Origin of the sequence: Micromonospora lupini str. Lupac 08 (assembly GCF_000297395.2) — a bacterium.
Taxonomy (GTDB): domain Bacteria; phylum Actinomycetota; class Actinomycetes; order Mycobacteriales; family Micromonosporaceae; genus Micromonospora; species Micromonospora lupini.
In genome coordinates, this window is the sequence record NZ_HF570108.1 from 4,847,713 (window position 1) to 4,874,147 (window position 26,435).

Annotated in this window: 18 protein-coding genes; 12 read left to right on the top strand and 6 right to left on the bottom strand. The window is 70.4% G+C overall.

Annotation, left to right across the window (positions count from 1 at the left end; all coding sequences use genetic code 11):
• The first annotated feature begins 64 nt into the window (after positions 1 to 64).
• From MILUP08_RS23145 to MILUP08_RS23165, 5 genes are read left to right on the top strand one after another with little or no spacing between them, the layout of a single operon-like run.
• A complete protein-coding gene (locus MILUP08_RS23145) occupies positions 65 to 2,191 on the top strand; it encodes a molybdopterin oxidoreductase family protein (protein WP_007462231.1) in 2,127 nt (708 codons plus the stop codon).
• A 16-nt stretch (positions 2,192 to 2,207) separates the two neighbouring features.
• Positions 2,208 to 2,555 carry a hypothetical protein gene (locus MILUP08_RS23150; protein WP_007462233.1) on the top strand — a complete coding sequence of 116 codons (348 nt, stop codon included), beginning with the start codon at positions 2,208 to 2,210 and terminating at the stop codon, positions 2,553 to 2,555.
• Entirely contained in the window at positions 2,555 to 5,188 is a 2,634-nt protein-coding gene (nirB, locus tag MILUP08_RS23155; RefSeq protein ID WP_007462234.1) for a nitrite reductase large subunit NirB, read from the top strand. The genes MILUP08_RS23150 and nirB overlap by 1 nt, the downstream gene beginning before the upstream one ends.
• On the top strand, positions 5,188 to 5,517 hold the full coding sequence (locus MILUP08_RS23160) for a Rieske (2Fe-2S) protein (protein WP_007462236.1): 330 nt from the start codon (positions 5,188 to 5,190) through the stop codon (positions 5,515 to 5,517). The genes nirB and MILUP08_RS23160 overlap by 1 nt, the downstream gene beginning before the upstream one ends.
• Positions 5,518 to 5,570: 53 nt before the next feature.
• Positions 5,571 to 6,962, top strand: coding sequence for a nitrate/nitrite transporter (locus tag MILUP08_RS23165; RefSeq protein ID WP_007462238.1), 1,392 nt, complete (start codon positions 5,571 to 5,573; stop codon positions 6,960 to 6,962).
• A 109-nt stretch (positions 6,963 to 7,071) separates the two neighbouring features.
• Here the strand turns inward: MILUP08_RS23165 and MILUP08_RS23170 are convergent, their stop codons facing one another.
• Together MILUP08_RS23170 and MILUP08_RS36065 are read right to left on the bottom strand one after the other, a co-directional pair.
• The gene (locus MILUP08_RS23170) at positions 7,072 to 8,151 is read right to left on the bottom strand and encodes a hypothetical protein (RefSeq protein ID WP_039906496.1); all 1,080 of its coding nucleotides are present in this window, start codon (positions 8,149 to 8,151) and stop codon (positions 7,072 to 7,074) included.
• Between the two features lie 101 nt (positions 8,152 to 8,252).
• Positions 8,253 to 8,429, bottom strand: a complete 177-nt coding sequence (locus MILUP08_RS36065; protein ID WP_007462242.1) for a hypothetical protein — start codon at positions 8,427 to 8,429, stop codon at positions 8,253 to 8,255.
• Positions 8,430 to 8,589: 160 nt separating this feature from the next.
• Here MILUP08_RS36065 and MILUP08_RS23175 point away from each other — a divergent pair, with 160 nt between their 5' ends.
• The 3 genes from MILUP08_RS23175 (at position 8,590) to MILUP08_RS23185 (ending at position 14,257) form a co-directional block, all read left to right on the top strand.
• Positions 8,590 to 8,844, top strand: a complete 255-nt coding sequence (locus MILUP08_RS23175; protein WP_007462244.1) for a three-helix bundle dimerization domain-containing protein — start codon at positions 8,590 to 8,592, stop codon at positions 8,842 to 8,844.
• Between the two features lie 182 nt (positions 8,845 to 9,026).
• Positions 9,027 to 12,917, top strand: a complete 3,891-nt coding sequence (locus MILUP08_RS23180) for a Pls/PosA family non-ribosomal peptide synthetase (protein WP_051065791.1) — start codon at positions 9,027 to 9,029, stop codon at positions 12,915 to 12,917.
• On the top strand, positions 12,914 to 14,257 hold the full coding sequence (locus MILUP08_RS23185; protein WP_007462250.1) for a M1 family metallopeptidase: 1,344 nt from the start codon (positions 12,914 to 12,916) through the stop codon (positions 14,255 to 14,257). Before MILUP08_RS23180 ends, MILUP08_RS23185 begins: the two co-directional genes overlap by 4 nt.
• Positions 14,258 to 14,357: 100 nt before the next feature.
• Here the strand turns inward: MILUP08_RS23185 and MILUP08_RS23190 are convergent, their stop codons facing one another.
• The 3 genes from MILUP08_RS23190 to MILUP08_RS23200 all read right to left on the bottom strand — a co-directional run bounded on the left by MILUP08_RS23190 (position 14,358) and on the right by MILUP08_RS23200 (position 18,181).
• On the bottom strand, positions 14,358 to 15,629 hold the full coding sequence (locus tag MILUP08_RS23190) for a CehA/McbA family metallohydrolase (protein ID WP_144056998.1): 1,272 nt from the start codon (positions 15,627 to 15,629) through the stop codon (positions 14,358 to 14,360).
• 70 nt (positions 15,630 to 15,699) lie between these two features.
• A complete protein-coding gene (locus tag MILUP08_RS23195; RefSeq protein ID WP_051065792.1) occupies positions 15,700 to 17,421 on the bottom strand; it encodes an NAD-binding protein in 1,722 nt (573 codons plus the stop codon).
• Between the two features lie 82 nt (positions 17,422 to 17,503).
• A complete protein-coding gene (locus MILUP08_RS23200) occupies positions 17,504 to 18,181 on the bottom strand; it encodes a hypothetical protein (protein ID WP_007462257.1) in 678 nt (225 codons plus the stop codon).
• Between the two features lie 185 nt (positions 18,182 to 18,366).
• On the opposite strand from MILUP08_RS23200, the gene MILUP08_RS36070 reads away from it, so the two are divergent.
• From MILUP08_RS36070 to MILUP08_RS23220, 4 genes are all read left to right on the top strand, one after another.
• Positions 18,367 to 18,855, top strand: coding sequence for a hypothetical protein (locus tag MILUP08_RS36070; protein WP_007462259.1), 489 nt, complete (start codon positions 18,367 to 18,369; stop codon positions 18,853 to 18,855).
• Positions 18,856 to 19,100: 245 nt separating this feature from the next.
• Positions 19,101 to 19,424: a hypothetical protein gene (locus MILUP08_RS37455; RefSeq protein ID WP_237747178.1), complete on the top strand. Its 324-nt coding sequence runs from the start codon at positions 19,101 to 19,103 to the stop codon at positions 19,422 to 19,424.
• Between the two features lie 96 nt (positions 19,425 to 19,520).
• On the top strand, positions 19,521 to 20,093 hold the full coding sequence (locus MILUP08_RS23215) for a hypothetical protein (RefSeq protein ID WP_007462263.1): 573 nt from the start codon (positions 19,521 to 19,523) through the stop codon (positions 20,091 to 20,093).
• A gap of 804 nt (positions 20,094 to 20,897) precedes the next feature.
• Positions 20,898 to 22,241, top strand: coding sequence for a poly(ethylene terephthalate) hydrolase family protein (locus MILUP08_RS23220; protein WP_039906502.1), 1,344 nt, complete (start codon positions 20,898 to 20,900; stop codon positions 22,239 to 22,241).
• A 962-nt stretch (positions 22,242 to 23,203) separates the two neighbouring features.
• On the opposite strand, the gene MILUP08_RS34825 is transcribed toward MILUP08_RS23220, so the two are convergent.
• The gene (locus tag MILUP08_RS34825) at positions 23,204 to 25,912 is read right to left on the bottom strand and encodes an RICIN domain-containing protein (protein WP_007462269.1); all 2,709 of its coding nucleotides are present in this window, start codon (positions 25,910 to 25,912) and stop codon (positions 23,204 to 23,206) included.
• Positions 25,913 to 26,435 lie beyond the last annotated feature (523 nt).

Below are 26,435 nucleotides of genomic sequence, written 5' to 3' on the forward strand. Positions count from 1 at the left end.
TTACGGCCTCGGTATGGATCGGAAACAGTGCCCGGCGAGCATCGGACGGGTGAGCGCATCGCCCATGATCGATACGCACTGCCCCTACTGCGCCCTGCAGTGTGGGATCTCCCTGACGACCGGCGACGGGCCGCCTCGGCTGGCGCCCACTGAATTCCCGGTCAACAGGGGCGGTCTGTGCGCCAAGGGATGGACGGCTGCCGACCTTCTCGACCACGGTGACCGGCTGCTGAGCCCGCTCGTCCGTAAGGATCCCGCCGACCGCACCAGCCCGTTGCGACCGGCAGGCTGGGACGAGGCCCTCGACCGTGTCGTCGACGCCATCCGTACCAGCCAACGCCGGTACGGCCCCGACAGCGTCGGGGCCTTCGGTGGCGGCGGGCTGACGAACGAGAAGGCGTACGCGCTGGGCAAGTTCGTCCGGGTGGCCCTGCGGTCGGCGTCGATCGACTACAACGGCCGGTTCTGCATGTCGTCCGCGGCGACCGCCTCGAACCGCTCCCTCGGGATCGACCGTGGCCTGCCGTTCCCCCTGGCCGACATCGCCCAGGCCCAGGCCGTGCTGCTGGTCGGCGCGAATCCGGCTGATGCGCTGCCGCCGTCGATGCAGTACTTCGACGCCGGACGGGCCGCCGGTGCGCGACACGTCGTCGTCGACCCCCGCCGTACGACCACCGCCGGGGGCGCTCATCTCCACCTGCAGCCACTGCCCGGCACGGACCTCGCACTGGCGAACGGGCTGCTGCACGTGGCGATCCGCGAGGGCCTGGTCGACGAGACGTACGTGCGCGACCGGACGAGCGGCTTCGACGCGGTCCGGGCCACCGTCGCGTCGTACTGGCCGGACCGGGTGGAGCGGATGACCGGCGTACCGGAACGGGACCTGCGGGAGACGGTCCGGCTGCTGGCGACCGCGACGTCGGCGATGGTGCTCACCGCTCGCGGCGCCGAGCAGCACAGCAACGGCACGGACACCGCGCAGGCGTACCTCAATCTGGCCCTCGCCCTGGGCCTTCCCGGACGGCCCTTCTCCGGCTACGGCACGATCACCGGGCAGGGCAACGGGCAGGGCGGCCGCGAGCACGGGCAGAAGGCCGACCAACTGCCCGGCTACCGGCGCCTGGACGACCCCGCGGCGCGCGCACACGTCGCGGCCGTCTGGGGCATCGACCCGGACGAGCTGCCCCGGCCGGGCCGGTCGGCCTGGGAGATGCTCGACCGGCTCGGGACCGACGACGGAGTACGCGTGCTGCTCGTGCTCGCCAGCAACATCGCCGTGTCGGCCCCGCACACCAACCGGGTGATGGACCGGCTGCGGGCACTGGACCTGCTTGTCGTCTCCGACATCTTCCTCTCCGAGACCGCGGCCGTGGCCGACGTGGTGCTGCCCACGGCTCAGTGGGCGGAGGAGGACGGCACGATGACGAATCTGGAGGGGCGCGTCATCCGCCGTAAGCGGGCCCTGTCGCCGCCGCCGCAGGTCCGCACCGACCTGCGGATGCTCGCCGACCTCGCCGGCCGGCTCGGGCGCGGCCGCTACTTCGACGACGATCCGCGCCGCGTCTTCGACGAGTTGCGCCGGGCCAGCGCCGGCGGGACCGCCGACTACGCCGGAATCACGTACGAGCGCATCGAGGCGGAGCAGGGGGTCTTCTGGCCGTGCCCGAGCGAGGACCATCCCGGTACGCCCCGGCTGTTCACGGACCGGTTCCCGACCGCCGACGGGCGGGCGAGGTTCTTCCGGGTGGAGCACCGCGATCCGGCGGAAATGCCCGACGCCGACTATCCGTACGTGCTGACCACCGGCCGCAACATGCAGCAGTACCAGAGCGGCAACCAGACCCGCCGGGTCGGCGCCCTGACCATGGCGCTGCCGGACGCCCGGGCGGAGCTGCACCCGGACCTCGCCCGCCGGCACGGCATCGCCGACAACGACGTGGTGGAACTGCGCAGCCGACGCGGGCGGGCGCTCTTCCGTGCGCGCCTCACCGACGGCATCCGCCGCGACACCATCTTCGCACCGTTCCACTGGGCCGGCAGCTCCGCCGTGAACGCGCTTACCGACCCGACGCTGGACCGCCATTCGCGGATGCCGGCCTTCAAGTCCTGCGCGGTGTCGATCGCGCGCGCGGGCGGCCCGGACGACACCGACCTGTTGACCAACCCACCGCCCAATCCAGCATCTCATTGAGCAAGGGAGCGTCGCTGTGCACACCACTCCCCGTTTCTTGCAAGGCGTCTACAGCTTCGAGGGCAAAGGCCTCGACCGGCCCGGCCTCGTCGACGGCACGCTCAGCTACGTGGTGCCGGGCGGCGTCGTCGCCCAGCCGGTCTACTTCCGGGGCGGCAACGCCAGTGACGAGCTGATCTGTGTCCTGCTCATGCGCGACGGCCAGCCGATGCGGTACTTCCCGATCGGCGCCAAGTCCGACGTCCACGTTCCGCTGCGGGTGGTCGAGGACCTCGACTCCGGCACCGGTCTCGAGGTGCACGTGGCGGCGCCCGCCGGGGTGTCCGGCACCGTGATCGTCGACCTGGGGCTGGTCGAGGTCTGATGGACGCCGTCGACAAGCGCCGGCGCCTCGTCGTGGTGGGTAACGGCATGGCCGGCGCCCGCACGGTCGAGGAGATCCTCGAACGCGGCGGGGGCGACCAGTTCGCCATCACGATGTTCGGCGAGGAGCCGTACGGCAACTACAACCGCATCCTGCTCTCCAACGTCCTCTCCGGGGTCGACGACGAGGCGGGCATCTTCCTCAACGACGTGTCGTGGTACGCGGAGAACGGCATCACCCTGCACGCCGGCACCCGGGTCACCCGCATCGACCGCTTCGCGCGGCGGATCTACGCGGACGACGGCACCGAGACGCCCTACGACAAGCTGATCATCGCCACCGGCAGCCGGGCGTTCGTCCCGCCGATTCCCGGCATCCACCGCCCTGGGCGCGGCTACCACCAGGGAGTGTTCGCGTTCCGCACCATCGACGACACCCGCAACATGATCAGGTACGCCCGCGAGCACGAACGCGCGGTGGTGATCGGCGGCGGCCTGCTCGGCCTGGAGGCCGCCCGCGGCCTGCAGAACCACCTGGCCCACGTGACCCTGGTACACGCCGCCGGCCATCTGATGAACGCACAGCTGGACGCCCAGGCGGGCGCGATCCTGCGGCGCAGCATCGAGCGCCTCGGCATCGAGGTCGTCCTCGGCGCGCACACCACCGAGGTGCTCGGCAAACACGCCGTGACGGAGGTCAAGCTCAAGGACGGTCGGACCGTGGCCTGCGACGTCGTCGTCGTGGCCGCCGGCATCCGGGCGAACGCCGAGATGGCCGCGACCAGCGGACTGCCGGTGGAGCGGGGCATCGTCGTCGACGACCAGATGCGCGTGCAGGACGAGGCCGACATCTACTCGGTCGGCGAGTGCGCCCAGCACCGCGGTCAGACGTACGGCCTGGTGGCTCCGCTGTGGGAGCAGGCGCGAGTGCTCGCCGACCACATCACCGGGACGAACCCGTTCGCTGCGTACCACGGCTCCCGGCTGGCCACGAAGCTCAAGGTGGCGGGCGTGGACGTCGCCTCGATGGGCCTGAAGGAGCCCGAACGCGACGACGACGAGACGGTCGTCTTCGCCGAGCCGCGCAAGGGCGTCTACAAGAGCATCATCATCCGTGACGACCGGCTCGTCGGCGCGACTCTCCTCGGCGACGTGCGGAAGGTCGCGTTCCTCATGCAGGCCTTCGACCGTGGGCTGGCCCTGCCCAAGGAGCGGGTCGAGATGTTGTTCGACCTCGGCGCGCCGTCGGCCGAGGTGAGTGCCGCGGAACTCGGCGACGACGTGCAGGTGTGCAACTGCAACGGCGTCACCAAGCGGGCGCTGGTCGGCACCGTGCACGGCGGCGTGAAGACGCTCACCGGCGTCATGGACGCCACCCGTGCCGGCAAGGGCTGCGGGTCGTGCAAGGGCCTGGTCGCCCAGATCGTCGAGTGGGCCGCTGACGGCAAGGTCGAGGACGACCCGGCCGCGAGCTGGTACGTCCCCGGTGTGCCGATGCCCAAGGCGGAGCTGATGGCGGTGATCCGCGAACACGGCCTGAAATCCGTCTCCGCGGTCTTCGCCACCCTCGTGCCCGGCGGCGAGGAGGACGCGAAGAGCAAGATGGGCCTGGCCTCGCTGCTGCGGATGATGTGGGGCGACGAGTACGTCGACGAACGCGACGCCCGCTTCATCAACGACCGGGTGCACGCCAACATCCAGCGAGACGGCACCTTCTCGGTCGTTCCCCAGATCAAGGGCGGCGTGACCACACCGGCGCAGCTCAAGCGGATCGCCGAGGTCGCCGAGAAGTACTCGGTACCACTGGTGAAGATCACCGGCGGCCAGCGCATCGACCTGCTCGGCATCCGCAAGGAAGACCTGCCGAGGGTGTGGGCGGACCTCGACATGCCGTCCGGGTACGCGTACGGCAAGAGCTTCCGGACGGTCAAGACCTGCGTCGGCTCCGACTTCTGCCGCTTCGGCGTCGGGGACTCCACCGCTCTCGGCATCGCGATCGAGGACCGGTTCAAGGCCATCGAGGGCCCCGGCAAGATGAAGCTCGCCGTCACCGGCTGCCCCCGCAACTGCGCCGAGGCGTACGTGAAGGATCTCGGAGTGGTCGCCATCGACGGCGGCAGGTGGGAGATCTACGTCGGTGGGGCGGCCGGCGCCCACGTACGCAAGGGGGACCTCCTCGCCGTCGTCGACTCCCCCGACGAGGTCATCACGCTTACCGGCCGGTTCCTGCAGTACTACCGGGAGAGCGCGAACTGGTTGGAACGCACGTACGCGTGGGTGCCCCGGCTCGGCATCGACCACATCCGGGCGGTGGTCGTCGACGACAGCGACGGCATCGCGGCGCGCCTCGACGCGGCCATGGCTGCCTCCGTGGCCGCGTACCGGGACCCGTGGCTGGAACGGCGCGACCCGGTCACCCCGGGGCAGTTCCGCACCTCCCTGCCACTGGCGGTCCTGCCGCAGGTGCCGGTCCGCGAAGCCGTACCGGTCGCTGTCCCGGGGCCGGTGGTGCCGTCGATCGGCTCCGCCGTGCCGGGAGGCGGCTCGACCGGCATCGGGCACGGGGGCAACGGCCACAGGGGGCGCGGCGACAACGGCAACGGCGCCGGTCCGGCATCCGCGAGGGGGGCGTGATGGCCAGGCTCATCGCCGTGGAGCACCGGCTCGGGTCGGTCGACGAGATTCCCCTCGGGGAGGGGCGTGCCTACGCCGTGGGTGACGACATGATCGCGATCTTCCGGCTGCGTGACGGCAGCCTGCGCGCGGTGTCGGCGGTCTGCCCGCACGCCGGCGGGCCTCTCGCGGACGGCCTGGTGGACATGACTGTCGTCGTCTGTCCCCTGCACCAGAACACCTTCGAGTTGGCGACCGGATGTTCGACCACCGGGCAGTCCCCACTCACCGTGTATCCGGTCCGTGCCGACGCCGACGGAAGCCTGGTGGTCGGTCTGCCGTCGGCGTGAGGAGCGAACCGAGCACGGTGTCGAGCGGACCGAGGACTCATCTGGGAGGAACCATGACGACGGCCGTGCCCGGCAGCATCGAGCAGGACCGGCGCAGCCTGACCCTTCGCGGCCGCTGGATCGACGACTGGCGGCCCGAGGACCCCATCTTCTGGGAACGCCGGGGATCCCGCATCGCCCGGCGCAACCTGATCTTCTCCATCTACTCCGAACACATCGGCTTCTCCATCTGGACGATGTGGTCGGTGCTGGTGCTGTTCCTCGGGCCGCAGTACGGCATCGATCCGGCAGGGAAATTCCTGCTCACCGCCGTGCCCGCACTGGTCGGGTCGGTGCTGCGGATCCCGTACACCCTTGCCGTGGCCCGGTTCGGCGGCCGCAACTGGACGATCATCAGCGCGTCGCTGCTGCTGATCCCGAGCCTGCTCGGCGCCTTCCTGATCCGGCCCGGCGTCTCGTACCCGACGCTTGTGCTCATCGCCGCGCTGGCCGGAGTCGGCGGCGGGAACTTCGCCTCCTCGATGGCGAACATCAACGCGTACTACCCCGACCGGCTCAAGGGCTGGGCGCTCGGCATCAACGCCGGCGGCGGCAACCTCGGCGTCGCCGCGGTCCAGCTCGTCGGCCTGTTCGTGCTGGCGGTCCTGGGGACGGCCAGCCCCGGTATCGTCGCCGGCATCTACCTGCCGGCGATCGTGCTTGCCGCACTCGGTTCCGCGCTGTACATGGATAACCTCAGCCATGCCCGCAACGAGAAACGGGCCATGCGCGACGTCACCCGCGAACCGCACACCTGGATCATGTCCCTGCTCTACATCGGCACGTTCGGATCGTTCATCGGCTTCGGGTTCGCCTTCGGTCAGGTGCTCCAGGTGCAGTTCGCCGACACCTTCGACACCCCGGTGAAGGCCGCGTACCTGACGTTCCTCGGACCGCTGCTCGGCTCGCTCATCCGTCCCGTGGGCGGTGTTCTGGCCGACCGGCTCGGCGGCGCCCGGGTCACCTTCGTGAACTTCGTGGCGATGGCGGCCGGCGCGTCGGTCGTCCTGCTCGCCTCCCAGCACCGTTCGCTGCCGTTGTACCTGGTCGGCTTCATCGCGCTGTTCGTGTTCAGCGGCATCGGCAACGGCTCGACGTACAAGATGATCCCGGCGATCTTCCGGGCCAGGTGCGGTGTGCACCTGACCGCCGGCGGCGCGGCCGACCCGCACGACCGGACGGCGGAGCACGAGGCCCGGCGTCTCTCCGGCGCGCTCATCGGCGTCGCCGGCGCCATCGGCGCGTTCGGCGGAGTCCTCGTCAACCTTGCCTTCCGGCAGTCGTTCCTGGCCTACAGGACCGCGGACGCGGCCTACATCGCCTTCATCGCCTTCTACGCGCTCTGCTTCGTCATCACCTGGTTCGTGTACCTGCGCCCGTCACCCGGGAGACTTGAGGGCGTCTGACAGCCGCCAGCCGGGCCGTCGTGGCCTATGTGCTCGCGAGGAGCGCCGGCAGAGCGGCGACGAGCACCAGCACGATCAGGCCGCTGCGGGCGGCGGCACAACGGGACGGCTAGGCCAGGGCGCGGCATGCCTCGCGGTCGTAGGGCAGGCCGGCGTCGCGGAAGGCCAGGGCGGCGTTGCCGTGGGTGGGGTCCCACAGGTCCGGATTGGCGGTGAGCGCGCTCAGGTATGCGTGCTGGACCGCGGTGAGAGGCCCGCCCGCGTACCTGGCGAAGAAGGTCCGCAGCAGCAGGCCCCAGTCCTGGTCGCAGGTGTGCGCGGTGGCGACCCCGGCGAGCCGCACGGCGGCTGGGAGCAGCGGGTCGGGCGTGGAGAGCCGGTCGATCGCGGCCGCCAGCAGGATGAACCGGATCCGCGTGGAGAACTGGGGCGGCCGATTGGTGAACCAGTCGTCGGCGGCGGTCGGGTCGTCCAGGGCCGCGAGGAGTTCGGCCGTCGCGGCGGGGTCGTCGGCCAGGGCGGGGGCGAGGGCTGCGCAGGCGCGTACCCCCGGGTGAGGATCTTGAAGATGACGGCGAGGCGCAATGCCCAGGTCGCCGATGGCCAGGACCAGGGCGGCTCGCTCGTCCGGCCCGGCCGCCTCGGCCAACTGCTCCAAACGAGAGGCGTCGCCCCCTCCGCAGGCGCCGATCGTGTACGCGGCCGCGGCCCGGACCTGTGGGGACGGATCGGACAACGCCGCGGTGGCCGTGGCCAGCAATGTCGGCAGGATCTGTTGGCAACCGAGCACGGCCCGGAGGTAGAGGGCGTCCGGCAGCCGTTCATCCTCCCAGATCCCCTCCTCGTCCCCGTCGCGGAGCACCTCTGCCAGAACGGCATCCACGTCGAAGTCGGGCTCGGACAGGTCCTCGCCCGTCACGCGACCCGCCTCGGCCACCGCGGCCAGGAAGTTGAGCAATTCGGCACGCAGGCCGGGGTCGGTCACCCGCGGGTCGGAGAGCAGCGCGGCCACCTCAAGGGCTGCGGGCGGGGTCGCGGTCCACGGCGTCCCCTGGTGGATGATCGCTGACCACAGATGCTCGAGCGCCCTCGCGCGGGCCGCCGGGTCGTCGCCGGCAAGCGCCGCCAGGTGGCCAGGGGTGTCCACGGCGAGGCCGTAGGCGTGCAGCAGAGTGGCGTATTCGGTCACGCCTCGAAGGTAACGAACCGAGCAGTCCACTCGCGGCCCCTCGGGCGTGGGTGGCCCGGTCCGCGGCCCACCCCGTACCGGGACGGTTCATCCTTGGCGGGTTACGGATAGGCCACGAGCACGGTCGTGATCAGCGCGGCGGCCACCGCCAGGCTCAGAGCCACCAGCGCTCCGGTGAGGCGGTGATGGAAGGCCGGGCTGTGGGCGAGCGGTTGCTGCAGCGCCGTCCACGTCGTCGCGCCGAACAGCGTCAGCGTGAGGACCACGATAATGATCACGGGCTGACCAAACGTCAGAGGAACTCGCCTTCCTGACCGTCCCACCGACGGAGTGGGAATGCCTGTCCCCGAAGGTGAACTTTGCGCAAACGAACGAATGTCGAGTGGATGTCCGGGGCACCACCTGTACAGACACTCAAGACGACGTGCGAGGTGCGTGATGACCGAACCCGCAGCCAGTGGCGGTCTCGCTGACCCGGAGATCGCCCTGCAACGCCAGGTCGAGACGCTGAAACAACGATTTCCGGATGCTGACGAGAGCGAGATCTCCGCCCTCGTGCACGAAACGCACAAGCGCCTCAAGGACGGGGCGAGCATCGACTCGCACCTGGTCGCCCTGACCGAGAAGCAGGTGACTGAGGAACTGCACAGCGGCGGTGGGACCGTTCACATCCGTAGCGACGACACGGCCTGAGCTTCCCGCAACCGGTTCGCTGTGGTGGTGGACACGAAGCCGTTGTTTGACAGTCGCCTGCGGCCGGGTGCGACGTAGCGTTGAGGGCTGCCCAGGGCGGTCCGCATGCCGCGCGCCTGGTTGACACCGATCCGCACGACGAAAATAGTGAACGCCGGGTGCCCGTGACGAGTGAACCCCAGATGGTGGTGCTACCGCCGTCAGTTGCCGCACCGACGATCCCCGCGGTGTTCCGATCCGCCTCGGCCCCGGCCCGCCGCACGCTTGTCGACATTCTCGACGACTCCGTGCGCGCGCACGCCGACGCAGCTGCGCTCGACAGCGCTGCCACCACCTTGACGTACCGCCACCTCGCCGATGAGGTCGAGGCCGTCCGGAGGTCGCTGGCCGGGCACGGCATCGGTGTCGGCGACCGCGTGGGCATCCGCATCTCCTCGGGTACGGCCGAGCTGTACCTGGCGATCCTCGGCGTTCTCGCGGCCGGCGCGGCCTACGTGCCGGTCGACGCGGACGATCCCGAGGAACGCGCCGAGCTCGTCTTCGCCGAGGCGGGGGTCGTCGCGGTCCTCGGTGACGGGCTGACGGTGTCGGTACGTCGTACCCCCGTGGGTCGGATCGGCAGGCCCGGCCCGGACGACGACGCCTGGATCATCTTCACCTCCGGCTCGACGGGCACCCCGAAGGGGGTGGCGGTCAGCCACGGCGCGGCGGCGGCCTTCGTGGACGCCGAGGCGCGGTTGTTCCTCACCGACGAGGCCAGCGAGGCGATCGGCCCGCAGGATCGGGTCCTGGCCGGGCTGTCGGTGGCGTTCGACGCGTCCTGCGAGGAGATGTGGCTGGCGTGGCGGCACGGCGCCTGTCTGGTGCCGGCCGCGCGGTCGCTGGTCCGCAGCGGCGTCGACCTCGGTCCGTGGTTGGCCAAGCAGCGCATCTCGGTGGTGTCGACGGTGCCGACGCTCGCTGCGCTGTGGCCGGTCGAGGCGCTCGAGGAGGTCCGGCTGCTGATCTTCGGTGGGGAGGCCTGCCCACCGGAGCTGGCGCAGCGCCTGGCCGTCGAGGGCCGCGAGGTCTGGAACACCTACGGGCCGACCGAGGCGACAGTGGTCGCCTGTGCCGCCCGGATGACCGGCGAGGGGCCGGTACGGATCGGGCTGCCGCTGGCCGGCTGGGAACTCGCCGTGGTGGATGGCTCCGGCGCTCCGGTGGCGATGGGTGAAACCGGGGAGCTGGTGATCGGCGGGGTGGGGCTCGCCCGCTATCTGGATCCGGGCAAGGACGCCGAGAAGTTCGCGGCGCTGCCCGCCCTCGACTGGCAGCGGGCGTACCGCAGCGGGGACATCGTCCGGGCGGAGCCCGAGGGGCTCCTGTTCGTCGGCCGCGGTGACGAACAGGTGAAACTCGGCGGACGCCGGATCGAGCTGGGTGAGATCGACGCCGCGCTGCAGGCGCTGCCCGACGTCGCCGGTGCCGCCGCGGCGGTGCAGCGCACCGCGGCAGGCAACCAGCTGCTGGTGGGGTACGTGGTTCCGCACGACGGCGTCACGTTCGACGCCGCCACGGCGGCGCTGCGGATCCGTGAGCAGCTGCCGGCCGCGCTCGTGCCGCTGCTGGCGGTGGTGGATGCGCTGCCGACCCGGACGTCCGGCAAGGTGGATCGGGCCGCGCTGCCGTGGCCGCTGGCCACCGGGCAGGACACCGCGGGCGAGCTGACCGCGACGGAGGAATGGCTCGCCGGTGGTTGGGCGGAGATTCTGGGCGTACGTCCCACGGAGGCGGACGCGGACTTCTTCACCCACGGCGGTGGGAGCCTGAACGCGGCGCAACTGGTGGCGTGGATCCGCCGCCGGCACCCGCGCGTCTCGGTGGCGGACATCTACCTCCACCCGAAACTGTCGCGGCTCGCGGCCGTGCTCGACGCGCTCGACACCACGGCGGCGACGCGCCGGGAGGTCCGGCCGACGCCGAGGCGTGCCGGGTTGATCCAGGCCGCGCTGATGGTGCCGATGCTGGCGCTGGTCGGACTGCGCTGGCTGGTCGTCCTGGCCGCGCTCGGCGACGTTCTCGCCCTGTTCGCTCCGGCACCATGGGCACCTGTCGTGTCCTGGTGGTGGTTGGCAGTGGGTTGGCTCCTGCTGTTCAGCCCGCCCGGCCGGATCGCCGTGGCCGCGGCAGGAGCGCGACTGCTGCTGCGCGGGGTACGCCCCGGCAGCTACCCGCGCGGTGGTGGTGTGCACCTGCGGCTGTGGGCCGCCGAACGCCTCGCCGAGCTGACCGGTGCCACAAACGTCGCCGGTGCATCCTGGATGATCACTTATGCCAGGGCGCTCGGCGCGTCCATCGCTCCCGACGTCGACCTGCACTCCGCGCCGCCGGTCACCGGCCTGCTGAAACTGGGCCGTGGCGCGGCGATCGAGCCGGAGGTCGATCTGGCCGGCCACTGGGTCGACGGCGATGTCGTCCATGTCGGCAGGGTCCGCGTCGGCGCGGGCGCCCGGGTGGGTTCCCGCAGCACCCTGATGCCTGGCGCCCGCATCGGTAAGGGCGCGCGCATCGCGGCCGGCTCGACCGTGACCGGCGCCGTACCGGCGAATCAGCGCTGGGCCGGCTCACCTGCCGCACCCGCTGCCAAGGATCCCGCCGATTGGCCCGGTCAGCGGCCCCCGCGAACGCAGCTTCGATCTCGCGGCTGGCCGATCGTGTACGCGCTGACCGCCCAACTGCTGGGGCTGGTGCCGGTCGTGGCCGCCCTGCCGGCAGTCGCCCTGCTGGGTTGGACGCTCGCCGTCCGACCGACGGTCGGCGCGGTGCTGACCGCCGTCGCGGTGGCGACCGTCGCCTACGTGGTGGGCTATGCGCTGCTGGTACTCGGGGCCGTCCGGGCGCTCAGTATCGGCCTGCGCGCCGGATACCACCAGGTGCAGGGGCGGGTGGCGTGGCAGGTGTGGACGACCGAGCGGCTGATGGGGATGGCGCGGGTCGGGCTGTTCCCGCTCTACGCCAGCCTCTTCACGCCTGTGTGGTTGCGGCTGCTGGGCGCCAGGGTGGGGCGCGGGGTGGAGGCTTCCACGGTGCTCGCACTGCCGGCGATGACCACTGTCGCCGACGGGGCCTTCCTGGCCGACGACACCATGGTCGCGACCTACGAGCTGAGCCACGGGTGGCTGCGCGTCGCCCCGGCCCGCATCGGTAAGCAGGCGTTCCTCGGCAATTCAGGGATGGCGGCCCCCGGGCGTTCGGTGCCCAAGCGCGGGCTTGTCGGCGTGTTGTCGTCGGCGCCGTTCAAGGCGAAGAAGGGCTCGTCGTGGCTCGGCGCGCCGCCGATGCCGCTGCGCCGGACCGTGGAAGCGACCGACACCAGCCGCACCTTCGACCCGCCCTTCCGACTGAAGCTGGCCCGGGCCGCGATCGAGCTGTGCCGGATCGTCCCGGTGATGTGCGCCGGCGCCCTGGCGGTCGGCGTCCTGGCCGTGCTCGCGTTCGTCTGGCGGACCGCCGGGTGGTGGGCGGCCACGCTCACCGCCGGGCCGGTTCTGCTCGGCGCGGCGATCGTCGCCGCGGCCATCGCGACGGCCGCGAAATGGCTGCTGGTCGGGCGCTTCCGGGTCACCGAGCGCGCGCTGTGGACCTCCTTCGTCTGGCGCAACGAACTCGCCGACACATTCGTCGAGGTCCTCGCCGCGCCGTGGCTGATCCGCTTCGCGACCGGCACGCCACTGCTCACGGCGTGGCTGCGGACGCTCGGCGCGAAGATCGGCCGGGGCGTCTGGCTGGAGACCTACTGGCTGCCGGAGTACGACCTGGTGCGCCTCGGCGACGGCGCCACGGTGAACCGCGGTTGTGTGGTGCAGACCCATCTGTTCCATGATCGTGTGATGAGCATGGACGAGGTGACACTGGACGCGGGAGCCGCGCTGGGCCCGCACGGCATCGTCCTGCCGGGCGCGAGCATCGGGGCGCGGACCACCGTCGGGCCCGGTTCACTGGTGACCCGTGGGGACGCCGTGCCCTGCGACAGCCGGTGGTTGGGCAATCCGATCACCACCTGGTCGGCGCCAGCGGCACGGTCGGCATGAATCCGAAGGTGGCGTCGGCGTCGAGCGGCGCGACGCCCGGCGCCGCCCACTCCGGCGACTCCTACCTGCCCGAGCACGGCAACGGCGGCTACCGGGTGCGGCACTACGACCTGGACCTCGACTACCGGGTCGTGTCGAACCGGCTCGCTGGCCGGGCGGACATCACCGCGGTGGCTCTGCAGTCGTTGTCGCGGTTCACTCTCGATCTCGGCCGTCTCCGCGTTCAGGACGTCCGAGTGGACGGGCGCCCGGCGAAGTACCTGCACCGGCCGGACAAGCTGCAGATCAAACCCGAGCGGCCGATCGGCGCCGGCGACACGTTCCGGGTGGAGATCCGGTACGCGGGAAAGCCGGTGCCCATCTCGGGCCGGTGGGGCGAGCTCGGGTGGGAGGAACTCACCGACGGCGTGCTCGTGGCCAGCCAGCCGAACGGGTCACCGTCGTGGTTTCCGTGCGATGACCAGCCCGGCGCCAAGGCCACCTTCCGGGTGTCGGTCACGACCCCCTTCCCGTACACCGTTCTGGTGACCGGTGATCCCGTGCTCCAACGCCGGGGCGCGGGCAGCACGACGTGGGTGTACGAGCGCCGCGAGCCCACCTCGCCGTACCTGATGAGCGTCCAGATCGGACGGTACGAGCTGGTGGACCTGGCGGTCGGCGATCCGGTGCAGCGCGCCGCGATCCCGCCCGCGCTGCGCCGCAACGCCGCCCACGACTTCGGCCGGCACGGTCAGATCATGTCGGCGCTGCAGCGGCTCTTCGGGCCGTACCCCTTCCGGGAGTATGTCGTCGTGGTCGCCGACGACGACCTTGACGATCCGGTCGAAGCGCAGGGCATGGCGGTCTTCGGGCGAAACCACGTCGACGGGCGGCGCACGCACGAGCGGCTCGTGGTGCACGAGCTGGCCCACCAGTGGTTCGGCAACAGCCTCACGGTGGCGGACTGGCGGCACATCTGGCTCAACGAGGGCTTCGCCACGTACGCCGAGTGGCTGTGGTCCGGCGTCTGCGGGGACCTGCCGACGGACGCCCTGGCCGCGCGGTGGTACGCCTGGGTCGCGGCTCGCCCGCGCAACGTCGTCGTCGCGGATCCCGGCGTCGACCGGATGTTCGACCCGCTCGTCTACAAGCGTGGCGCGCTCGCGGTGCACGCCCTGCGCAAGAGGGTCGGCGACGAGTCGTTCTTCGCACTGCTGCGATCCTGGGCCGCTGAGCACCAACACGCGACGGTGACGACCGAGCAGTTCCGGCTGCACGCCCAGCGCTTCGCCCGCGAGCCCCTCGACGACCTGTTCGCCGCCTGGCTCGACAGCCCGGCGCTGCCTCCACCACCTCGCTGACCACGCCGGACGCGACCGCCTCCGGACACCGGGTGCCGGTCCCGGGCGACCGCGCAGCCACCTGCGGCTGGCCACCGCGCCGGGACCGGCACCTCGCGGGTCAGGGCCGGAGCCACCACGGGCTGGTGTAGGCCACGGCGAAGTCGTTGCACGGGTGACCGGCTGGGCCGGGGGTGCCGTTGGCCAGGGACGGGTCGGAGATCCGGAGCACCACCCAGTCGCCGTCGGCGACGTTGAGCGGCACCGTGAAGTCGGTGACCTGCCCGTTGACGGTGTCCACGACGTCGACGACGGTCGGCGCCGAGGTGCCGGGACGAAGGACCTGGATCCGCAGGGGCTTGCCGTCCCAGGCCGAGCCGCGGTCCAGATCCAGCAGGAACCGGACGTCGCCCGAGGTCACGTTCAGCACCCCACCCATGCGTACGCCATTGGCCGTGGCGTCCACCCGCAGCCCCGAGACGCGCGTGGCGAAGGAACGGCGGGCGGCCATCGCCTCGAACACCGCGGCGCGGGTGTTCTCGGCGACCCACAGCCCGCTGCGGCCCTTGCCCTCGTGGAAGCCCCAGGTGGTGCCGTGCTCGTCGGTGACGCCGGTCAGAGCCGGCCGCCAACCGGCGTTCAGGCACGCCACAAGCGGTGACGTCACACCCGATGACCAGCCCTCGAAGAGGAAGTCGTCGGTCCGGTTGAACATCTCCAGGCCCACGAGCTGGTCGCGGGCCGCGGGGTTGAAGGAGAAGTTGTTGAACCGGCCCGCCTCCCGACCGGGGTGATTGAAGCTCGCCAGGCCCCCGGGCCGGCCGGTGAGCCAGTTGTACAGGCTGCCGGGGCTGCCGGCCCGCAGCAGGTCGGCGAAGTCGGAGGTGTTCCAGACGTTGATGTGCCCCTGCAGCGGATGCGACCACTCGAACCCACGGATCGCGGTGAACTGACCCGGGTCGTTGGCCGCGTTGGCCAGGTCACCGGTGGTCCGCCACTCGGACGAGCTGAGCCCGTCGATGGCGAAGAGCGTCGCGTGATCGGTAAGCGCTGCGACGTCCAGACCGGCCTCGCGCATCGAGGCGAACGCGGCCTCGGCGCTGCCGTCGCCATCCGACATGACCGTGTGGTTGTGCATGTCCGCATGGACCAACGTCGTGCCCTGGGTGATCCTGGATGTCCGGCCGGCGCCGACCGCCGCGGTCGGGGCGCCGGCCATCGTCGTGTTGGCCGCCCGGGCCGCGGTCGGCAGCGCGGCCAGCATCAGCGTCCCGCCGGCGCCGGCCAGCAGCGCCCGCCGGCCGAAGCCTGCGGGGACCTCGACCTGGCCGTACGGCACCTCGTCGTCGGATCCATGGTCGTGCTGGCAGTGGTGTGGGTGATGTCCAGTCATGGATACATAGATGATGATGGACCTGGCTGAGACGTCACACCGAGTCGTCGGTCAGGCGAACAGTGCAGGTTCACTCACCATCACGCGGGGCCGACGCGAGCAGCCGCAGGGGCGCGACCTCGGCCAGTGGTTCAGCGTCGGGGCTGGGTACGGTGCGGGGCAGCAGCGCGGCGAGACCGGCGCGTGTGGCCAGCACGATCAGCCGGTCGGTGCGGACCAGCGGCCGACGTTCCGGCAACGACCAGATGGTCTGTCCCGTCCGACCGGTCCGCACCGCGATCACCCACACCGCGCCCGGCTGGTTGACGTCGTGGCAGTACCGTCCCTCGAGTTCGGACCCGGCGCCAACGGGAAACTCGGCCACCAGCAACACCCGACGGCCGACCGAGATGGTGTCGATGACCTGCTGGCCCATCATTGCGGCTGCGAACGCCGGCGCCGCCAAGGATGAAACGCTCCGGGACTCGTCGATGCTCAGGATGCGCTGCGTACGCTCCGCGAAGCCGTCGTCGAACAGCCGCAACACCACCCGCAATGACGGCCTGTCCGCTGCCGACCGTGCTCGGTCCGCCTCGTGCGAGGACCGCCCGGACAGGGCGGTCTCCAGGTTGGTGACATCGTCGTCGGTCAACACCACAAGCGCCCGACAGGTGTGTACGGACGCGGCTCGCAGTGTCTCGGGACGGGTCGCGTCGCCGACAATCACCGGCAGACCCAGCTCACGGGCGACGCCGATACCTCGTGCCGACTCCGTGCGGTCGACGGCGACCACGGAGATGCCGACGGAATGCAGTTCCTCCAGGACCCTGGTGCCGATGTTGCCGAGTCCCACCAACACGACATGGCTGGCGATCGGCTCGATCATGCCGCCGGCGGCGACCGCCAACCGGGCACGCACCAGCGAGTCCACCACCAGAGCCGTGACTGTGGGGAGAAGCGCCACCCCGGTGGTCACCAGCACCACCGCGGTCACCTTTTCGGTGAGCGGTGCGGCGGTGTCGGCCTCGGCGGCTCCCATCGCTGTCAGCAGCGTCAGATAGGCGGCCTCCGCGAGGTTCACGCCGCGGGTGTACGCCAGCAGGACGCTGGCCACGGCGAGTAGTGCGGCCGTGCCGATCAGCGCCAGTCGCAGATTGCGGCTGAACACCAAGCCGAGAGCACGAAGCAGGCGCGGCCTTCGACGCGGTGGGTCCATTCGGGGCCGCCCGTACGCGCGGACAAGTACCAGGTCTGCCGAATCCTGGTCCGCCGGAAGGACGACCGGCTCCGAGCCGGTCGTGTCGGCCAGGCCGCACACCACATCCGCGCCGGCCGGGTCAACGGCGCTGCGCATCGCGCTGCGCAGAAGCTCACCATCGGGCAGCCGCAGGTACGTCGGCGTCGCGTCGCCGAGAGTGGCGGCAACGAACGCCGGCGCGGCAATCTCGGATCCCGAGAGTACGGCGCAGTCCCCGAGCATCGTGGCGACGCCCTCGCCGAGCACCGGGTTGAACAGTCTGACCACGAGCCGAACGTCGGGAGCCAGTTCTCTGGTGATCATGGCGGCGTCCACATTTGTCACGTCGTCGACACCGACGAACGCCACGGCCGCAGCCTTCCGGACCCCAGCCTGATCGAGCACCTCTCCGGTCAGGCGGCGGGCCATGATGATCTCCGGTTGCCCCTCCGCCACGCCGAGTTCCGAAGCGAGGTCAGCAACGTCGGGTACGTCGTGATCGCTCGACGACGGTAGGACCATGGTGACCGCGACACCGTAGCGGTCTGCCAGTTCGATGACCAGACGGCGAGCCACCGCGCCGTCCCCACAGACAACGAACCGCCGCCGTGCCGGCTCCGCGGTGGGGCCCTGCCTGGTGTCTTCGGACACGGTCGAATCAGCCTCCGGTGCCCTCCGCTGCCTGGTCGGGCGTGAACGCGCCGCCGTCCTTGCCGGTGTCGAGGTAGACATGTTGGTGACCGTGCCCGGCGTCGACGTTGACCTGGTCGAGCTGGGTCGCGGCCACCGACCATGTGGTGGCCGCGAGGGTCGCCTGCCGCGCCGCGAGGTCCGTCAGCGCCTTGCGGTTGACCGCCGGCGAGTTCGCGGCCAGGGCATACGTGTCCACCGCCACGGCAGCCTGATCCACGGCGCTGCGCAGGCCACCCCGCGCCACGTTCGTGGCGGTGGTGCCTGACGGCGGGTTGGCGAAGGGTTCGGCGGCGGCGCGCACGGCCTGTTGCCACTGTCGGGCCTGACCCGGGTCAGGCACCGGCCCGGTCGTACCGCCAGCCCCGAGGGCGGCGAGGATGGGCGAGATCTGATCACTGGTCCTACGGGCCAGCGCGGTGAGCTCGGCGATCTGCTGCAGGTCCCGCTTGGTCTCCGCTCGACGCAGGTCGGCAATGCTCGCCTCGGTGGCATCCGGCCGCCCGATGCCGTAGCCGATGCCGCCGCCGAGCAGGCTCGCCGCCACGACGAGCCCCGCGCCCGCCACGGCCAGACGAGTAACCCGGCGCCCGCGGCTGTCGGGACGTGTCGACAGGTAGGAAGGCTTGCCTGTCCGGCGCGACATCGTGCCTCCTCGAATTCACCGGCATCGTTGGCGTGCAGCGTACCGACATGATGTTCAAGGCGTCGATAGTCGACGGCGTGCGCGCAGCGCCCTGCGCAGTGCTCGTCGGCCCCGATAACTGATCCCACCCGTTCGGCCGAGGCTGGTAGCGTGCGCCGAACATGAAGATCACGGGGGAAACATCGATGAACCGAACTCGACTCGTCCTGACTGGCCTGGCCGTTGCGGCGGCGATCGCGATGTCCGGCTGCGATCCGCAGCCCGAATCCGAGAGCACCGCAACCTCGCCGTCCGCGGCGGCCTCGAGCGCCGCCCCGACCGGCGGTGCGGCCACCACCGCGACCAGCGCGGCGGCAAACGACGCGGCCACAGTGAAGGCCTGCGCCGACATCAAGAAGGACGTCAAGGACAACGCAGCCAAGATCACCAAGGCCGAGAAGATCGGTCCGCCGGCCGGACACATCGCGGTCAGTGCCCAGTGGGCCGCCGGCTCGGCCGCGGTCATAGCGCACTCGATAGGCGCCAACGAGGCAGTCACCGCCGCCGCCGACAAGATCCAGAACGAGATGATGGGCCTGAGCGACGCGTACAACGAGTCCGCCGACGCCAAGCCCAGCAAGAAGGCCCTGGAAGCCGCCATCAAGGAGTTGAACGCGGCCTGCTCGGCCGCCTGACCGGTTCGACCACGCGATCGGCGGTGACCGTCTCCCGGGACGGTCACCGCCGATTCGTATGTCCGTGCGGCCGGCGGCACCTGGGCCGGCGGCCTCCGAGCAACCCACACGGAGGCTGCGCGAACGCCCAGCGAGCTACCGCGAAGAGCGGCACGCTGGTGGGAGAGCACCTGGCGAGACTGACGCTTGCACACGGACCGCGTCTGTTGGCGCTGTCCTGCGATCTGATGTGGGCGACGGCGTGGATGGAGGATGCGAACGAGGTCATAGCGCCACTGCTCGGCCTGCCCACGTTGCCGGTGGTGGACATGGGTGAGCTGCCGGAGATCGACGATCCGGTTTTCTCCGAGGACGACTGGACTGCCAAGTTGCACTGGAAGACGCGGGCCCTCGTCGAGGCCGCAGCGGGACGCCCGTTCGTCTGGGTCGACGACGAGATCACCGAGGTTGATCGATCCTGGGTCGCCGCGCACCACCCTGGGCGAGCGCTGCTCCACCGTGTCGCCTCCGACTCCGGTCTCACGGACGCCGACCTCGTCGTGGTCGAGGAGTGGTTGCAGGCGCCATAGCGCGGCTGGATCGCGGCGGCCTCGGCTGCTCTACTGAGGAACAGCTGAGTACGCATGCCCATCCATAGGTTGCCGGCGAGCTGAAGGATGGTTCGCATGCGAAGGACACTGATTGTGGTGACGGCCGTGATCCTGGGGCTGGTGTCGGCGAACGGGCCGGCGGCGGCGCAGCAGCGGCCACGGGGGATCCCTGACCGGGTCATGTTGCAGCCGGACGATCTCGGCGGGGCCGTGCCGGGGCCGGTGGAGGACGGGCTGGTCTGGTCGCTGCTACCCCAGCCGTGCGCGGACACGCCCGTGCCGCGGCCGGTCGTGAGCCGCACTGAGGCGGCCGACCTCGGTACCCGATTTCGGATCTACGAGAACGTCGCCTGGTACCGCCGCGATGGGGCACAGGCGTACATCACCGAGCTGAAGGCGCAGCTCGCCCGGTGCGGGGCGGGCGGCGACGAGGAGGGCTTCGACCCGGTCGCCGAGGACCACCTCGGGCCGGACACGGTGCTGTTCCTCGGCACCTACGACGAGGGCGACCGCTACGTCGGCTATGTCGCCGCCGCGGTCGGCCACTACGTGGTGGTGGTCATGATGTCGGACTCGTACCTGGGGGCGGCCGACCTGACCACGTTGAACGGGCTGGCCAGTGCGGCGATGAGCCGAGCGGCGGCGTGACGCGGGGGGCCGGCCGTCTTGGGAGGGCCGGCCCCCCGGCCACGGGCAGTGCGACCGGGCAATGGGCTGCCCAGCAGCACCACTGCCGCCGGCCACCCGGCCCCCGATCGAGTAACGAGCTGCCCTTGAGTCCAGCCCGAGAAGCCTCAGCGCCGTGATCGGGTGACAGCCGCCGGCGCCGGCCGCTCGGCCCGAGGCCGGCGGATCTGACCTGCCGTCCACGACGGACTCGGCCCGGCCGCTCCGAGCCGTAACAGGCCCGAAACTACCGGTTGAAAATCCTGGAATTTTCTGCCAGCCTGAGACCCATCGATCAGTGTGAACGTTAACAAGATCCTTCCCAGCTGGAGGCGCCGCACGCCACCGTCAGGCTCACTGCCGGGCGCACCAGACTCCGAACGCTCGCGATTTCCGGAACGCCTGCGATAGTTGCGGTCCTGGTCGTAGCCCTGCTGCCCAATCTCGCCCAGGCCGCCGAGACGACCCTCGGTGCCGCCGCCCAGTCCGGGCGGTACGTCGGCGCCGCCGTCGCCGCGAACAGGCTCGGCGACAGCGCCTACACGACGACCCTGTCGACGCCACAGGCCACGTCGGAGAGCAACCCGTTCCCCCGGCAAGGCCAACAGCGGCCGTACCGGTCGGGTCTCCTGACGCTGCAACGCTGACGATCGGACAACGTCGGGGCGGGCAGGTTCGGCACACGAGCAAGCCCGCCCGCACCCACCCAACCACCACCAGGAGGTACCGACAGTGCGAGGACACGCCAACCATCCCCCGCCCTCGGAGAACACTCGTGCCGACCGAATGTCCCCTCGTTTTCGGGGACGGCTGTTCAAGCTCGCCGCGGCCGGGATCGCCGCCGCGGTCGGGATGTTCACCATGACGGTGGCGACCGGGTCGGCGTCGGCCGCCGACAACCCGTACCAGCGGGGCCCGGATCCCACCCGGACCAGCGTGACCGCCGTGAACGGCCCCTTCGCCAACACCTCGGTAAGCGTCCCGACCGGGTACGGCTTCAACGGTGGCAGGATCTACTACCCGACCGACACCAGCCAGGGCACCTTCGGGGCCATCGCGATCTCGCCGGGTTACACCGCGTTGTTCTCCGCCGAACTGGCCTGGATGGGCCCGTGGCTGGCCTCCCACGGCTTCGTCGTGATCGGCATCGAGACCAACAGCCGCAACGACTTCGACACGGCGCGAGGCACCCAGTTGCTCGCCGCGCTTGACTACCTGACGCAGCAGAGCCCGGTACGCGACCGGGTCGACCCCACCCGGTTGGCGGTCGCCGGTCACTCCATGGGCGGCGGTGGCGCGTTGAGCGCGGCCACCCGACGCTCGTCGTTGAAGGCAGCGGTCGGCATCGCGCCGTACTCGCCGTCGTCTAACCTGGCCAACGACCGGGTACCCACCATGGTCTTCGCCGGGCAGGCGGACACGGTGGTCACACCGTCCTACGCCACCGGTCTGTACAACAGCCTCCCGGCCACGACGGAGAGCGCGTACCTGGAGGTCGCCGGCGCGGACCACGGGTTCATGGTCGGACGGTCGAACCCGGTGCTGGTCCGGACCATGCTGCCGTTCGTCAAGATGTTCGTCGACAACGACGCCCGGTACAGCCAGTTCCTCTGCCCGCTGCTGGACTCCAGCGGCGTGGTCACCTACCGCAGCACCTGCCCCCTGCTGCCCTCGACGCCGACCACTCCGACGGCGACCCCCACCAACACGCCGACTCCCACCGCTTCGCCGACCGTCCCACCCACGTCTGCCAGTCAGATCGTCGGCACCCAGTCCGGCCGATGCGTCGACGTGCCCAACGCCTCACGCACCAACGGGACCCGGGTGACGCTCTACGACTGCAACAGGCAGATCAACCAGACCTGGACCTACACCGCGAACAAACAACTACAGGTGTACGGCACCATGTGCCTCGACGCCGCAGGCACCGGCAACGGTGCCGCTGTTCAGATCTACAACTGCCACGGACAGACGAACCAACAATGGAACGTCAACTCCAACGGCACCATCAGCAGCGTCCAGTCCGGACGTTGTCTCGACGTCTGGAGCACCTCGAACGGCGCCCAGATCCAGCTCTACGACTGCCACGGACAACCCAATCAACAATTCCGGCTCGTGTCCCTAGCGTGATGACCACGGCCAACGTCGCACACAACCTGATCGAGGACGCGCCGACCGACAAGCCGCAGGGCAAGATTCACCGCACCTGAGACAGATCGGACTGCGAACGGGCGGGCTCGGCAGCACGCCGAGCCCGCCCGCACCACCGAGACACCGCACCTGGCACGACCGCCGATGCCACTGGCCTGCCTACAACAAGCTGACCCCCCGGCCGTCCGGGCCTGAGACGGGCGGGTGCTCGCCCGCGACGGTCCGCCTTCCGCCGCCCTCTCCGGGGCGCACATTGCTCGTCAGGAAACCCCGAACTCCCAGAGTGAGCAGCCGTACTGGTTGTAGCGCCTGGTGCCACGACACGGACGAACTCCTCGAGGCATCCGGGCCCCGTCCTGGCCGGAATGACCGTGCCCACCGTTCGCCCGCGGTGGCGCCGCGCACCACCCCGACGTCAGCGCCGCCTGCGGCGCGTCCTCCACCAGCCCGGCCTGCGCGCCCACCGGACAGTCGAGGTAGTTGGCGAGCAGTCGCAGCAGGGACTCCGTGAGATGAGCGGCCTCTGATCGGCGAGTGCAGGATCGCGCTGCGCCTCACTCCACACCGGTACCGATAGCGGCGGCTGGCCGTTCGCGCCGGCCTGCCCGTCAACGTAGGCCAACGCCCGGTCCAGCACTTCGACCAGGGACAGTGGCGGCTCGCAAGGTGTTCGTCCGAGACACGGGACATGGCCGCCGCGACCCCGGTACAACCGGTGTACCAGTCGCTCGTCGCAGCGGTTGTCGAGGCCCTAGACCCGACCATGTTGGTGGCTCAGTTGCGTCCGCGAGCGGACCGGACCCGCGTCTGGCCGGATCGGTCGCTCGTGTCCCACCGTGATTGCATCGCGGCCGACTCGGGGGCACAAACCGTGCCCCCGAGTCGGCGCGACAATCACCAGCCCGTTACTGGCCGAACTTCACACTCACCTCTGCCACTGGTCAGGAGGCTACGAACTGCCACTGTTGGTTGGTCCCGCCGTTGGCGGTCCACTGCACGACCTGCGCGCCGTCGCTTGTCGAGGCACCGGAGACGTCGGCCGCCAGTCCGCTGCTGCGGGCGACGATGGTGTAGTAGCCGTCACCGGTGGGCCGCAGGTACCACGACTGGTTGGCGCCGCCGTTGGCCGTCCACTGCTGCAGTTGCAGGCCTGCCGTGGTGCTGCCGGCGTTGACGTCGAGGGCCTTCCCGGAGGCGGTGTAGCGCAGGGTGTAGGCGTCCCCGCTGGCGCTGACCGTCCAGGTGGGGGTGCCGCTCTGCTGGACCGCCTTGGCGCCGTCGGCGGTGGAGTTACCGGCGATGGCGAGGGGCTTACCGCTGTTGCGGTTGACGATGCGGTACGTGCCCGGCGTCGGCCCGGTTCCGCCGCCTCCAGCGAGGTTGAGGTACTCGACCGAGTCGCTGAAGACGGTGCTGCCGGACTTCGTTGTCGACAGCTGCAGGTACACGCGGCTGCCGGTGGCGGGGGCGGTGAAGGACACCGGTTGGGTGACCCGTGAACCGAGCGGGACGGTCAGGGTGCTGCTGCCGGAGGCGACGACCGCGCCGGTGGGGCTGTCGAGCCGGGCGGTCCAGGTGAAGCCCACCGAGGTGTTGGTGAAGTCGTCGTTGAACACGGTGATGGTGCGGGTCACCGTGGCGTTGCGGGCGTAGCTGGGTACCGCCTGCGGCAGCGGGAAGGTGCCGTTGGAGTCCGAATTGCCGGAGGCGGACCAGTACGGGAGGTCGACCGCGGCCACCGGGTTGAACGCCGCCTGCACCCGCTGGATCTGCGGGTTGCCCCACGGGTCGGGCAGATTGTCGGCGCCGTAGATGGGGTGACCGCCCTCCTCCGGGGTGAAGTCGGTGGACCGCACGCCGGGCACGACGCTGGCCCAGGCGGACAGCAGCGTGTACGGGCGCAGGTCGGTGGCGCCCTTGCCGCGCTTGGCCATGGTTGCCGTGGCGAACCACTCGAAGCCCTGCTTGTTGTTGCATGCCGGCCAGATGAACTCGCCCTCGCCGTCGGGCCGCCCGTTCACGCTGACCAGGCCCTCCCCGTACCTGCCGAAGCCGTCGACGTAGTGCGGGATCACCGCGAAGTTGGCGTACGTCATCCCGGGATACAGGCTGACATTGTTGCCGACGCCCACCTCGGCGATGATCGGCCGGGTGCCGTCGGCGCCGTTCATCGCCGCGTACAGCTCCTTCTCGAACTGTTCGGAATCCTGGCCGCTCTGGTTCGGCTCGTTGTTCTGACTCCAGCGGATGATCGCGGGGTGGTTGCGGTCGCGCAGGACCAGCGCACGGGCGTGGTTGACCATGTTGTCGTGCCCGACGGACTCCTTCCACTCCTGCGAGGATTGGGAGCCACGAATCGCGACCTCGTCGATGATCATCAGGCCCATCTCGTCGGCGACATCCAACATGTACGGGCTTCCGGGCTCCTGGTGGATGCGCACCACGTTGTAGTTCAGCCGCTGGTAGTTGTCCACCGCCTGCGGCCAGCCGCCGTTGCCGGACGACGGGGGCAGGAAGCCGGGCAGGGTGTGGTACGCGTCGCCCTTGCCGCCGTTGTTGATCCGGTCGTAGTCGGCACCCTGGAGGTTGTCGCCGCGGAAGTTCACGCGCACGCCGTTGAGGTAGTAGTAGTCACCGTTCTGGGTGGCCTCCCGGAACCCGAACCGGTACTCGGCGTCGCTCGTCCGGCCGTCGTCGGTGACGGCATGCACCGCCAGACCGTGCAGCTGCGCCCGGTACCCCGACCGGTACGGCACGTTGGGCCACCAGTACGAGGTGCTGTCGAGGTTCCACGCGATCGGCCCGACGGTCACGGTCACGGTCGAGCGCGCCGCCACGGTGACCGTACGGCTGGGCAGATCCGGGTAGCTGAAAGCCGTTCCGTTCTTGGACGACAGCGACCCGGTCAACGTCACCGACCGGGAACTGCCCGACGTGTTCCGCACCGTCACGTCGTAGGTCAGCGTCTTGTTCGCCACCGACGGACGCACGAATGTGTCGCTGACGTACACCGCCGGGTACACCCGCAGGAACGCGGACCCGAAGATCCCCTGCGGTACCGCCTCGGACCACGTGGCGGCGTCGGGCACCAGGTACCGGCCGTTGGATGCCTTCAACGCGCCGCGGCCCTTCACGTTCACGGTGATCGTGTGGGTGGTACCGGGCGCCGCGTATGCGCTGATGTCGAAGTTCGACGGGGTGAACCCGGTGGTCTGGGTCGCCACCACCCGGCCGTCGACGGAGAGCGTCGCCTGGTGGTTCACGGCGCCGAACTCGATCCAGGTCGACTGCGGCTGCCCCGAGTCCGGCACCGTGATGCTGCGCGAGTACACCGCCTCGTTCACGGTGGTGAAGCCCTGCTTGTACCAGCCGCCACCGGGTACCGCGATCGTGGTCGCCGCCCGGCCCGCGGGCGTGAAGGTCCACGTCCCGGCCAGGTCGACCGAGGCGACCGCGGCATTCCCGGCCGCCACACCGTCGACACCGGCGGCAGCGACACTCTGCGTCGCGCCCGGCGCGGCCAGGGCCGACCGGGGGTTCGCCAGGGGCAGGCTGCCCAGCGTCAGGGTCAGGCCGAGCGCCACGGTCGCGGCAAGCCCTCTGGCCGACGCCGACAATCGGCCACCCCAGTGGACGTTCGTACGATGCACGGTTACCTCCTGTGACTCACCCGGCAGCTCCGCAACACCGGTTCAGGGCACAGCCTCAAGGCCGATACTCGAATCGATTCGACAAGTCTGCCGGCGTCGCCGTCCACCCGGGACGGGGTGGCTGCGGCCGAATACATAGGTATGCATTAATGGGGACACCGAGCGTGAAGTCAAGGTTTCAAGGCGGTTACTTCCTGCCCCTGACGCATCGCAAGCTCCGAGTGGCCGCCCATGAGTACGGCCTTCCGGAGCACTAGGGCATCACGCTCAGGCATTCCGTGTCGCCGACCCAACGACGCGACGCCGATCAAATGGCGAACCGATTCGCCTCTGCGGCGCCCGGCCGCGTGACACGCTGCAGGCGTGGACAGCACTGTGGGTCTTGGTGAAGTCGGCGGGCGGCCGGCCTGCCTCGTTCGGTTCGAAACTGGGGTTAGGGTGGCGGCAAGGAACGTGCTTCGCCTGCGTCAGGGGCGGGTTACAAGATCTTGATGGTGGTGAGTGTCTGATGGCGTAGACATGA

Excerpts from the sequence above, each read along its gene's own strand:
- nirB (WP_007462234.1), top strand. The coding sequence starts at position 2,555 with ATGGACGCCGTCGACAAGCGCCGGCGCCTCGTCGTGGTGGGTAACGGC.
- MILUP08_RS23200 (WP_007462257.1), bottom strand. The coding sequence starts at position 18,181 with ATGTCGCGCCGGACAGGCAAGCCTTCCTACCTGTCGACACGTCCCGAC.
- MILUP08_RS37455 (WP_237747178.1), top strand. The coding sequence starts at position 19,101 with ATGGAGGATGCGAACGAGGTCATAGCGCCACTGCTCGGCCTGCCCACG.
- MILUP08_RS23185 (WP_007462250.1), top strand. The coding sequence starts at position 12,914 with ATGAATCCGAAGGTGGCGTCGGCGTCGAGCGGCGCGACGCCCGGCGCC.
- MILUP08_RS23220 (WP_039906502.1), top strand. The coding sequence starts at position 20,898 with ATGTCCCCTCGTTTTCGGGGACGGCTGTTCAAGCTCGCCGCGGCCGGG.
- MILUP08_RS23190 (WP_144056998.1), bottom strand. The coding sequence starts at position 15,629 with ATGACTGGACATCACCCACACCACTGCCAGCACGACCATGGATCCGAC.
- MILUP08_RS23165 (WP_007462238.1), top strand. The coding sequence starts at position 5,571 with ATGACGACGGCCGTGCCCGGCAGCATCGAGCAGGACCGGCGCAGCCTG.
- MILUP08_RS23175 (WP_007462244.1), top strand. The coding sequence starts at position 8,590 with ATGACCGAACCCGCAGCCAGTGGCGGTCTCGCTGACCCGGAGATCGCC.
- MILUP08_RS23160 (WP_007462236.1), top strand. The coding sequence starts at position 5,188 with ATGGCCAGGCTCATCGCCGTGGAGCACCGGCTCGGGTCGGTCGACGAG.
- MILUP08_RS23180 (WP_051065791.1), top strand. The coding sequence starts at position 9,027 with ATGGTGGTGCTACCGCCGTCAGTTGCCGCACCGACGATCCCCGCGGTG.
- MILUP08_RS23215 (WP_007462263.1), top strand. The coding sequence starts at position 19,521 with ATGCGAAGGACACTGATTGTGGTGACGGCCGTGATCCTGGGGCTGGTG.
- MILUP08_RS36070 (WP_007462259.1), top strand. The coding sequence starts at position 18,367 with ATGAACCGAACTCGACTCGTCCTGACTGGCCTGGCCGTTGCGGCGGCG.
- MILUP08_RS23145 (WP_007462231.1), top strand. The coding sequence starts at position 65 with ATGATCGATACGCACTGCCCCTACTGCGCCCTGCAGTGTGGGATCTCC.